This is a genomic window from Bifidobacterium sp. JNUCC 75 (assembly GCF_054819865.1).
Genome location: NZ_JBTHIF010000002.1, coordinates 1 through 9820 on the forward strand (window position 1 = coordinate 1; position 9820 = coordinate 9820).

Sequence of the window (9820 nt, forward strand, 5' to 3'; positions counted from 1 at the left end):
TTTCCTTCCTCCATTCAATCCTCAACTTTTTTATCGGTGGGGAGAGGAGCCGCCATCAAGCGCGAGGGGCTGAAGAACCGCAGCGAATACTTCCGCATGCTCGTCCAGCGGGACGCCGAAACCCACCACACCGAACTCGTCGGCGCATGACACGGGACTGCACCCGAACCGGCCGGATCACGGCGACCACGCATTATCGTTCCAGGATATCCGGCACTCCCCCGCTTGATCATCCACTGTCAAGGGAAACCCCAGCCGGCCATGCGCGCCATGAAGGCCCAACGGGTTCACCGGATGCGACACCCATGAAGCAGTTCTGTTCCGGCAGCTAGAGAGACAAGGAGCTAAAAAATAAAAAATTTTTATTTTTTAATATCTTTACTTATTTTTCCTTTATGATTTCTTCATTTTCTTCAACCCACTGCCTGATTGCTTCCTGCCCTGCTTCCGCCATTTTCATATGCTTGCTAGTCGCGGCGAGCTTCATGCGCAGTTTGAGGTCGGCATCCATTTTGAAGCTAAGGGTCGTCAGATTCTGTTCGCCTCCCGATACCTGCCGGGTCGGATTGTAGATGTCCTTGGCGGTCCTTGGTTTACGCGTCCTGAGATCCTGGGAGTATGCGCGGTTATTCTTCATCGGTTCCCTTCCTTCATTCTGGCGATGTCCTCTTTTAGCTCCACATAGGCGTCCCCGTATTCGTAGAGCTTGCTGGGGGTGCTGCCCATGGCCCTCTTGATGTCCTGGCGCATGGGAATCACTGTCTCGAACCGGGGCATCGCTTGGGCCCCCTGGTGCTCTGTATCGTCGAGCATAGCGACGGTCTGGCTGAACGCCCTGGTGTTCCTCTGTGCTCTCGTGATCAGCACGGCGCAGGGCTTTTCCGGAGGGATGATGTCCATAACGGCCCGCACCTGCTGCAGATCCATAGGGGAGTCCGAGGTCGGGATGATGATGTAGTCAGCTATGTGTATGCAGGCATCGATGATTTTCCCGCTTGGTGCAGCGTCGATAATCGTCCATTTGGAGTTGTCGGGCTTGAGCCTCTCCAGATTGATAATGTTGGTGATTGTAACGGGGAAGGGGAGGGGCGTGCCTGCATCCTCGGCTGCATACGCCCAGAGTGAGGCGTGGCCCTGTACATCGGCGTCGAGCACTTCCACTGACTGGTCATTCCTGGCCGCCGCCATCGCCAGGTAGATGGCGCTGGTGGTTTTCGTTACCCCGCCTTTGGCATTAATGATGGGTATTCTCACGGACTCTCCTCAATAAAAATAATAAATTTTTGCAACATTTAAATATTATACCTCTTTATTGATAAATTATTTAATTTTTCTAATTTTGGTAATTTTTTAGACTCGAGCTTGCTTCAGAATTTATGTCCGATCCTGCCTTGACCCGGGAGTCTGGAGCGCTTCTGATTGGTAATGTCCTCTTGGAGCACTGACTCGTTCCCTTCGCTGACGGTACAGGACGGTGTTTCCCCCGATACATTAGGACTTGTGATTATGGTTTTTAGGAGAGTTTGAGCTCGTCTATTACATGTTTAATCTACTTGATAATTATGTGATAGTTAGATTCTAGATGGGAAGTGTGAGAGCCCTACTGACACAGGGGGTTTCAGATTTACGGCTCTACTAAAGGTACGCCGGTACTCTACTAAAGGTACGCCGGTACTCTACTAAAGGTACGCCGGTACTCTACTAAAGGTACGCCAGCTGGCTCTACTAAAAGTACGCTGCTGGACATGAAGAAGTCCGATGGGATATATGGCTGATAATCAGCGGGGTACCCGCTGATTATTGCAACGTTGCTGTGGGTGTTTTTAGGGCAAAGAGTTGACTCTGCCGGTGCTGTGAGTGAGTGGGGAGACGGAATGGAACGGGCTGAGAGTAATGGAGTGGAGGTTATCCCTGTTTAAATTCCATAGGCTCTATTGGTATCTGGTCCCAGTCCTCGTCGGTGCTTATGGGAGGTGTGGCCAAGGTGTCATAGCTTTGGTCAAATGGGAAGGCTTCGGTCTCCGCAGTTAATTTGCTGTCCTTCTTCTGGGACAGGGGGTCCGCTTCCTGATGCAGCGTATCCGCGTGATCGGGGCGCTTGGGCTTTGGAACGACGCTGACAGGAGACCGATACAGGCGGAGTCCGCCTTTTTCGATGCTGTAATGAAGACTGCCCTTTGCGCCGGCGTCGGCCAGGGCCGCGTTCCAGAGAGCGGCTACATGTTTCAGCGACTGTTTGAATCTGGTGACGAAGTTTCGTGTTTCGGCGTAGTTCGAGCCCATTTGGTTCTGGAGCGATTTCCAAGCGATGAGCGGGGTCTGGTAGGCGTGTGAATGGTTAAGTGCGTATATGCGCTGCGACAGCCATGCATAGATGTCGAATTCCGTACCTCGGCTTGTAGATGTGAGGATCTCCACCATGTCGGCTGAGAGCGGGGTGCTTTTGGCCATCCTGTCCCAGGTCTCCTGGGTGAGCTGGATGTATGAGCCTTCGGTGACGCCGTTCTTGGGCGTGTACCTGGACCACCCTATGTGGGATTCCTCGACCAGGGTGACCTTCTTGGTGTCCTGCCAGACGGTCTCCGTAGTTGTTTTCATTTCGGTTATGGTCATGTCGAAGTAGGACAGGGCGCTGATCTGGCGTTTGAAGTCCTCGTAATCGGTTTTGCGGGGCTTGCGTTGGATGCCCAGGTCCTCCATCAGCTGCCGCAGTGTGGAGGGGAGCATGATGACGCGGCTGGTGTTGTGTTTCTTCTGGCGCACGACTTGGGTGCTTATCCACACCATGAGCAGCCTGGCCTTCTTCCCGTACGGCCAGATGTGGGTGACGCCCTTCCCCGGGGTCGTCACGGTCTGCGGGTGGAGGACGTAGGTTCGGCTGCCGTTGACGCGCACCCATTCGGCTGTGTCAGGCCCGGGGTTGCGGATGGGCAGGGATATGCGGCAGAAGTCGGGCATCAGGTAGACCCGGCGCTGCCTGTTGAGCTGCTTCCATTGCGGCCCGCCTATGGGCTGTGGATTCTGATTGGCGAATTCTTCCATAAGGAGGTATACTCTCTATTGCTTAGTTTTGTTCCCCGTTCTGTTTCCGGCAGGCGGGGATTTTCTCTTACTAAATTCAGTATACCTACGCGGTGACGGTTCTTGTCAAAGGGGCAGGACTCAAGGTTTCCGTTCGGCATCCGTTGTCTGTTTTCCGTGCTGGCGGGTCATCTTTGACTTGTCAGCGAACCGGTTCAGGGCGTCCTTGTCCTCGTTGCAGTAGCAGTTGTTTCAGCACTGTGGTGAGCAGAATCGCTGGATCTTCCTCTTGCCCTTGGTCGGCAGATATGGCTTGCTGCATTACAGGCAGCGGCCCACATAAAGGCTGTTGATCTCGCTTGTTTCGTGCATTGGTTCCTGCGCAGTTTTTTGATTTTGTGCTTGTCCTTGCAGCCGAATTTTGTCGGATTCGCGTATCGTGCGCAGAATTTGGCGTTATTTCAACGATAACGCTTGATTTTCCGCATTTTAATGCAAGAGGTCCATCTCTTGAATTTGGTCTGATTGTGGCTTGTCTGGATGTGATTGCTGTCTGCGTTGGTTGGTGCATTTGGGGTGTGTTGGTGATGGTGGTTTCGTGATTGCTGGTGGGTCTGATGCTTGGGTGGTTACGTTTGGTGGGCTGTGATTGCTGGTGTTTTATGGATGTGGTGGGCTGGTTTCGGGCCCTTTCTGGGATAGCGGTGGAATGCTTGTTTCTGACTGCGGGGGTTCTTCCGGTGCGCACGCCCGGCTCTGTCCTTTCCTGCCGGCTCCGGCAGGCTTGTACCGCGTGCATGGGGGTGGAGAATCTGTCCACCAGGATAGCCTAGGATCGGCTGGCCGTCCTGGGCATGCCCTGGGGGATCGCCTACGCGCAGCCGACCGCATGACCGCATGAACGAAGGGCGCCCCCGGAATGTCATTTATGGGTTCCGAAGGCGCCCTTGCGTCCTCCTGCGGCGGCCGTGTCCTGGAGGTATCGGGCGACGGCCTTGCGGATGATGGCCGACTTGGGGATGCCCTCCTTCTTGGTCAGCCGGCTGGCCTTGTTGTCCAGGTCCTTGGGCACCCTGACCCTTCAGGTGTGTCGAGCGGTCCGTTCCTCGGCCCGCTGCTTCTCCAGTTTGTCCAGCTTGGCTATGCTCTGGGCCATGAGCGATGCGGCCTGCTCGTCGGTCAGCAGCGGGGCGCCGGGGTCCCGGCGGATGGCGGCCTCCGTGTGGTGGATCAGCTCCCCCCCGGTCGGCTGCGCGGATCATCGCATCGATGTCCTCCTGGTTCTCGGATGTGACTTGCTTGGCCATTTTGCGCTCCTTTCCCTTTCTGCACGCCTGTCCCTCTCCGCCCTCACCGGGTGGCCTCGGCCCGGCGCAGGCGCATCTGGTCGAATTCCTCCTGGAGGTCGCGGAAGAACTCGTCCTCATCCACTTCGCGGTTCGGATCCTTGCGTCGTACGGAGCCTGGTATGACGTCCAGGCGTTCCCCGCGTTCGGCCTTGGCGTTCATCTCCTCCATCTGCCGGCGCTCTTGTTCCGTCTTAGGCTCGTACTCGTATTCGTTCATGGCTGTTCTCCTGTACCCAATAACATGGCTTTTTAAATTATTGGTTGGTGTGGTCTGGCCGTCTATCGGTCGTGCTTGTGCGACCTGATCAGCCGCCGCCACACGTCGGTGACGGTCATGATCTGGAAGGCGACGAAATCCCCGGGCTCGGCTTCCTTGACTATGACCTCGATGCAGCCCTCTTCAAGCGCCCCAGGATGCCTGGGCCCGACGAGCACCACGGCATCCAGCCCATTCCGATCCTGAATCTCCTTTTTGCCTGCATGATGCAGGACGGCATAGCCGATTTTCTGGCAGGCGTTACACCATGACCGCCGGCGCTTCTGGCCATCTTGAGCGTTTGGGCTCCCCTCTCCCCCGCCCTCCATCCATATAGCACCACACTGACGACCTACAGTCAAAGGCCGCACTCTTTTCCTCTGGGTGTTCCTTGGATCTTCCAGCCGCGGCCCTGCTGTGGAGGGCATCCCCCTCGATATCCGCTCCAGCTTCGGATCCTTTGACTGAAAACCCTGATATGCCCTCCCGGAGCTCCGGCAGCCCATCCTCGCGCACGCCCGGCCTTTTTTCATGGGCATATGTCCCGCCCCATGCGTCTTTATGATAAGGGCCATGGCAAGCGAGGAAGTGTCTCCGGAGGACAAGGCCAGGGCTGAGCAGGTGGCCAACAGCGTCATCGGCCAGCTGCTGGCGGGCCAGCGGATGACCCTAATCGACGAGGACTCCCCCAGGGGCCGCTACCTGCACGCCCTGATCGAACGGCGCCGGCAGGAGCACCTGATCGACATAGGCCGGTCCATGGGGCACCTGGCCTGGGTCACCCGCGAACAGGCCGAGCAGATCAACGAATGGTATGCCAGCCGGCGGGCCATCTACGCCAGACTCCAGTCCAGGGTCCGCCGCTGGTGACCGGACGCAGGCTCCCGGCAAGGCCCACAACCGGTTATCCACATTTCTCACGCCGGGCCCTGGCGTCTTGCCTCCGGACTGTAGGCTGGGCCTTGCCGTGCCGTCCGGCTCCCCCGAAGCATGCGGGCGGCACGGCGTTTCTCATTGTTCTTTGTATTCATTAATCGGTGACGTTTCTATGCTTTCGTCTCCTTGTTTCTTACAGAATCGTTCATTAAAGACTTGGACGAAATAAGTTATAGTGACAAAAGAAAATACAGCGTTAGCCAGAGAATTGTTTTCAAAAAATATGCTATGATGGGTGTTTTGCATTTGATGGAAAGACGTTTGTATTACAAGAATTCCCGTTGCGCTGTACGGCCAGGTTCTCAGAAACCAGCGTAGGTTGTTAAGATTGAGTATGTCAAAGCCGGCATAAACAGTCACGACTGTTTCGACCAGCACCATGGCTGTGAAAACAACATTATGGAAAAAATCTTGATAGTTTATATTGAATAAGTAAGTCGGGTATAGGCAATAGGACAATGACAGTAAAATTAAAAGTTGGGTCTTGAACAGACTTATGCCGTATGCGTCCCTCCACTTTTTTGCCCCTTTCACGGACGGGAAGATCCATGAAAATAATAGAAAGCCATATGCAAAAAATTCTAGAGGAGTCATTGTAATCGATAACACAGGGATTTTTGATCTTGAGCCGCGATAATCCGTTAAATAGAATAGTCCTAATACGGTAAACATAGTTAAAGAGAGGATTCCAGACCATACTGCCCCACGGATAGTTCCCTTCTTATTGGTCAATCTGCCCAGTATGCTGTCTCTGAATTGTTTCAGGCTTGTTGAAATTGCTAACTTCACGGCCGACTTCCTCACCTTCTTGCATCCTCGATTCCATAATTTTATTCGAGGTATTAGCTGAGCGTATTGGCGAGTAGAGCCGGGGATCTTGTATCTTGGTCTTATGATTTTCCTATGGACTCGGAAACATGGCGCAGGATTGACAAGATCGCTTCTGACTACAACAAGACCTTAGAAAACAATAAAGGTCTAGATGAGTATCTTCATTCCGTGAATCCAGTTATCAACGTCCCGAAAGACAGTCTGGATCTGAAGGAACGTTTCGAAAAGGAGCTGGCTTACCCTTCTGAGCTGGCCGGTTTTCTGTCCTCTGAACAGGTGATGATGGGTGTGCTGCTAGCCCACTTCAATGGGTACATCGGAATAACGATAGGAAGAGACGATGCTCCGCTTTACTTTTACCTGAAGCAGGTACTCCATTATTTGAACACTTTCAGTGAATCCATTGGAGCCGAGACTGGTTACACACTGCTCAACAGTAAGTATTTTCCACTGGAGCACATTGATGAAGCCTTAGACATGCTGAGCCAGATTCCTGTCATTATTCCAGCGAACGAGGCTTCGTTCAATGAATACATGTTCATGCACAGCCCCCTTTTTTCAGTGACGCCCAATGCAAGTACAGATTCCTCTACAGATCTATTTACGAGCCTATTTACAGATATGTTTCACAAGCGCCCGCAACTGTCGCCGGAGTATCCGCCTAGCGTGGACAATGCAGACCAATTTTCACAGGAAATGCAGACAGGCTCACCAGACGGAGAGCAGGGTTCCCAGGTGCCTCAGCTGAGCATGCTGCAAGCTGGGCAGGCGGGGCGGAAGCATTACACGGTGTTCGTCAGCTCGACCTTCGAGGATATGAGGGACATCCGTGCGGCTGTGCTGGGGAGGCTATATTCCACGGAAGACTTCATGCCGATCGGCATGGAGAACTTCATGGCCTCCGACAGCAGCCAGCTCGACTACATCCGCGAAAGGCTCAATGACACCGACATCTACGTGCTGCTCCTGGGCGGCAGGTACGGCACCCTCACCCCCCGCGGGGACAGGAGCTACACGCATGAGGAGTATGAGATGGCCAAAGCCAACCCTGATGTCAGGGTGCTGTCCTTCGTGTGCAAACACCCCGAGAATCTGCCCGCCGAGAGACGCTGGCGAAACGATGACGAACACGACAGGCTCATGGAATTCACCAAGGAAGTGGAAAACGACAAAATGGTCAAGACCTGGGAAGTAGACGCCGACCCGGAGAAGATCGCCGGCGACGTCTACCAGTCCCTGGTCGATGAGACGAAAAAAGGAACAATGCGCGGCTGGACCAGAGGAGAATGGCCTAAACCGGAACAGTAAAGCCGCCCAGTCAGCCAGGGCATGAGGGGCCATCCCCGCAAGGACAAGGATAGTTCTCTGACGCTTCCGCTGATGCCGCTGTTCCTTCAGATGCTTGCCTGGTCCCGCTCCTCCTTCTTCTCTGCCCGTCCGATCGCCTTGTAGATGGTGCTTCGGCTGACGTTGAACCTGGCGGCTATCTCCTTGACGGTCACGGTCCTGGAATCGTACAGCTGGCGCACCATGGCGACGTCCTTGTCGGAGAGCTTGTAGGGGCGGCCGCCTTTCCTGCCGCGCGCCCTGGCCGCCGTCAGGCCGGCCATGGTGCGTTCCCGGATCAGGTCCCGCTCGAACTGCGCCAAGGCGGAGAAGATATTGAAGACCAGAACCCCTCCAGGCGTGCTGGTGTCCATGTTCTCGGTCAGGCTGCGGAACCCCACCCCCTGTTTCCGGAACCGGTCCATCAGATCGACCAGGTTCTGCACGCTGCGCCCCAGCCTGTCCAGCTTCCACACCACCACCGTGTCGCCCTCGCGCAACGCCTCCAGCATCCGGTCCAACTGGGGGCGGCTGGCCTTGGCCCCGGAGGAATGATCGACATAGATCCTCCCGCAACCCGCCTTCCTCAGCGCATCGGTCTGCAGATCCTCGTTCTGCTCAAGCGTGCTCACCCTCGCATAGCCGATCAGCATGCACCCTCCCCCCGGCCGGCCGACGACGACGACGGCTTCGGCCGCCGTACATGGGCCCGCTTTGGAAACCGACGGTGATAGACCGGACGGGCATGAATCGAACGGTTATAGACCGCCATATAGGTCTCTTTGTATGGGCCCTCCCTGGGGACGATGCGCTCGTTGATGATTTGCACCAGATAGTTGACCGCCAGCATGGAAACAGCCACAGAGAAGACCAGCGAAAAATCCGCTCCCCTGCCATGATCGTCGTTCCACAGATTGACGAACAGCAGGAAGATAATGCCTATGACGGGATAAGGCGTGGTGCGGATCCACCATCTGCTCGGCCGCCATCGCTCCAGACCGCGAAAAACGTCGTGGACATAGAGCAACAATGCCGTAAGTTCAACCAGGAAAAGAAGCCAGAGGCAAACGTATGGCATTGTCGGCACCCTATTCCCAGGAACGAGTTTATTCTCATCGGGTATAGGAAGTTTATTCTCATCGGGTATAGGAGCAAATTGCAAAAGGGAAGCTAACATACACATGATGTATGTCACATGAACAAGCATATAAGCTTCCGTCTTGCCTATAAGCCGATCACGCGGAGAGGCCGAGTGCCCAGTTACACCAACGAAAAGATACATCAGGCCAGAAGATAAAATCAACCCTAAAGACGTTAACCACAAGCCAAAATTTTTAAGATAACCATTTTCTAAAATCATTAGCAATCCATGGACAGCACCGACTAAGGTCAGGGCCTCTGTCACAAAAAACACGAAAATTCCGCATCGCATGCGCGTTTGGTATGATGGTTTTCTCTTAATAAGCGAATTCAAATGATCTTTGATGCACCTAATCACACGCACACCCTTGCTTTGTCGCTTCATGTTCACGCCCTGCCCTCGAATCGGTTTACCTTCCCAAACGATTATCGTACATAGATTAAAGAACAAGTAAACCTACAAATAGGCATCGCCGATGCTTCGGATATGCAGGACAAGCCAAATGTATATAAAACGGTCGTTTTATAGACTTCCGTAATCAGGAAAAGGCCGCGGCCCTTTTACTGGGTTGCGGCCTGTTCCTTATGCTTTAAGACAATGACATCCGGATGCTGATCAATCTCAGCAACGGGAAGGTTGAACCTCTTTACCTTTTCCTGCCCGCTTCTGGATGAAGTCCGCCAGGACGGAGCGAACCAGCGCCGAAGAGGTATGCAGGTTCTCCTCCCGGGCGATGCGGGTCAGGGCGGCCTTCATGGTCGGCGTGACCTTCACGCGCAGTTCCACGTTGGCGGGTCGGTGCTCCTCTTCGCGGGGCCGGCCGGCGAAGATGCCCATCAAATCCTTATCCGTCAGGGCCGGGGCACCGGGGTCCCTGTACACCGCAGTCCCCGGCGCGGGCTTCAGATCGCCCCGGTCAGCCATTGCATCAAGCTCCTCGCTTGTATAGCTCATCTGCAT

13 protein-coding genes are annotated in these 9820 nt (G+C 54.6%); 3 read left to right on the forward strand and 10 right to left on the reverse strand.

All coding sequences use genetic code 11. The annotated features are described in order from the left end of the window. Window positions 1-382: 382 nt before the first annotated feature. From ACVWNW_RS09120 to ACVWNW_RS09130, 3 genes are all read right to left on the reverse strand, one after another. Window positions 383-637 carry a hypothetical protein gene (locus ACVWNW_RS09120; RefSeq protein WP_454483488.1) on the reverse strand — a complete coding sequence of 85 codons (255 nt, stop codon included), beginning with the start codon at window positions 635-637 and terminating at the stop codon, window positions 383-385. Continuing rightward, window positions 634-1254 carry a ParA family protein gene (locus tag ACVWNW_RS09125; RefSeq protein ID WP_454483490.1) on the reverse strand — a complete coding sequence of 207 codons (621 nt, stop codon included), beginning with the start codon at window positions 1252-1254 and terminating at the stop codon, window positions 634-636. The genes ACVWNW_RS09120 and ACVWNW_RS09125 overlap by 4 nt, the downstream gene beginning before the upstream one ends. Before the next feature lie 651 nt (window positions 1255-1905). Then, window positions 1906-3042, reverse strand: coding sequence for a replication initiation protein (locus ACVWNW_RS09130; protein WP_454483492.1), 1137 nt, complete (start codon window positions 3040-3042; stop codon window positions 1906-1908). A 338-nt stretch (window positions 3043-3380) separates the two neighbouring features. Here ACVWNW_RS09130 and ACVWNW_RS09135 point away from each other — a divergent pair, with 338 nt between their 5' ends. Next, entirely contained in the window at window positions 3381-3623 is a 243-nt protein-coding gene (locus ACVWNW_RS09135) for a hypothetical protein (protein WP_454483494.1), read from the forward strand. A gap of 320 nt (window positions 3624-3943) precedes the next feature. Here the strand turns inward: ACVWNW_RS09135 and ACVWNW_RS09140 are convergent, their stop codons facing one another. The 3 genes from ACVWNW_RS09140 to ACVWNW_RS09150 form a co-directional block, all read right to left on the reverse strand. Then, the gene (locus ACVWNW_RS09140; RefSeq protein ID WP_454483496.1) at window positions 3944-4093 is read right to left on the reverse strand and encodes a hypothetical protein; all 150 of its coding nucleotides are present in this window, start codon (window positions 4091-4093) and stop codon (window positions 3944-3946) included. A gap of 278 nt (window positions 4094-4371) precedes the next feature. Next, window positions 4372-4587, reverse strand: coding sequence for a hypothetical protein (locus tag ACVWNW_RS09145; protein ID WP_454483498.1), 216 nt, complete (start codon window positions 4585-4587; stop codon window positions 4372-4374). 62 nt (window positions 4588-4649) lie between these two features. Continuing rightward, entirely contained in the window at window positions 4650-4955 is a 306-nt protein-coding gene (locus ACVWNW_RS09150; protein ID WP_454483500.1) for a hypothetical protein, read from the reverse strand. 244 nt (window positions 4956-5199) lie between these two features. Here ACVWNW_RS09150 and ACVWNW_RS09155 point away from each other — a divergent pair, with 244 nt between their 5' ends. After that, on the forward strand, window positions 5200-5496 hold the full coding sequence (locus ACVWNW_RS09155; RefSeq protein ID WP_454483476.1) for a hypothetical protein: 297 nt from the start codon (window positions 5200-5202) through the stop codon (window positions 5494-5496). Between the two features lie 141 nt (window positions 5497-5637). Here ACVWNW_RS09155 and ACVWNW_RS09160 read toward each other — a convergent pair whose 3' ends face one another. Further along, window positions 5638-6351, reverse strand: coding sequence for a hypothetical protein (locus tag ACVWNW_RS09160; RefSeq protein WP_454483478.1), 714 nt, complete (start codon window positions 6349-6351; stop codon window positions 5638-5640). A 114-nt stretch (window positions 6352-6465) separates the two neighbouring features. Here ACVWNW_RS09160 and ACVWNW_RS09165 point away from each other — a divergent pair, with 114 nt between their 5' ends. Next, on the forward strand, window positions 6466-7701 hold the full coding sequence (locus ACVWNW_RS09165; protein ID WP_454483480.1) for a DUF4062 domain-containing protein: 1236 nt from the start codon (window positions 6466-6468) through the stop codon (window positions 7699-7701). Window positions 7702-7787: 86 nt separating this feature from the next. On the opposite strand, the gene ACVWNW_RS09170 is transcribed toward ACVWNW_RS09165, so the two are convergent. The 3 genes from ACVWNW_RS09170 to ACVWNW_RS09180 form a co-directional block, all read right to left on the reverse strand. Beyond that, window positions 7788-8372, reverse strand: a complete 585-nt coding sequence (locus ACVWNW_RS09170; RefSeq protein ID WP_454483482.1) for a recombinase family protein — start codon at window positions 8370-8372, stop codon at window positions 7788-7790. After that, window positions 8366-9244, reverse strand: coding sequence for a hypothetical protein (locus ACVWNW_RS09175; protein WP_454483484.1), 879 nt, complete (start codon window positions 9242-9244; stop codon window positions 8366-8368). The genes ACVWNW_RS09170 and ACVWNW_RS09175 overlap by 7 nt, the downstream gene beginning before the upstream one ends. Before the next feature lie 237 nt (window positions 9245-9481). Further along, window positions 9482-9820: hypothetical protein (locus ACVWNW_RS09180; protein WP_461196367.1), on the reverse strand; the 339-nt coding region annotated here is incomplete at its 5' end.

Coding starts and splice junctions, on each gene's coding strand:
- ACVWNW_RS09150 (WP_454483500.1), bottom strand. CDS start 4,955: ATGGAGGGCGGGGGAGAGGGGAGCCCAAACGCTCAAGATGGCCAGAAG.
- ACVWNW_RS09170 (WP_454483482.1), bottom strand. CDS start 8,372: ATGCTGATCGGCTATGCGAGGGTGAGCACGCTTGAGCAGAACGAGGAT.
- ACVWNW_RS09130 (WP_454483492.1), bottom strand. CDS start 3,042: ATGGAAGAATTCGCCAATCAGAATCCACAGCCCATAGGCGGGCCGCAA.
- ACVWNW_RS09155 (WP_454483476.1), top strand. CDS start 5,200: ATGGCAAGCGAGGAAGTGTCTCCGGAGGACAAGGCCAGGGCTGAGCAG.
- ACVWNW_RS09145 (WP_454483498.1), bottom strand. CDS start 4,587: ATGAACGAATACGAGTACGAGCCTAAGACGGAACAAGAGCGCCGGCAG.
- ACVWNW_RS09175 (WP_454483484.1), bottom strand. CDS start 9,244: ATGAAGCGACAAAGCAAGGGTGTGCGTGTGATTAGGTGCATCAAAGAT.
- ACVWNW_RS09120 (WP_454483488.1), bottom strand. CDS start 637: ATGAAGAATAACCGCGCATACTCCCAGGATCTCAGGACGCGTAAACCA.
- ACVWNW_RS09165 (WP_454483480.1), top strand. CDS start 6,466: ATGGACTCGGAAACATGGCGCAGGATTGACAAGATCGCTTCTGACTAC.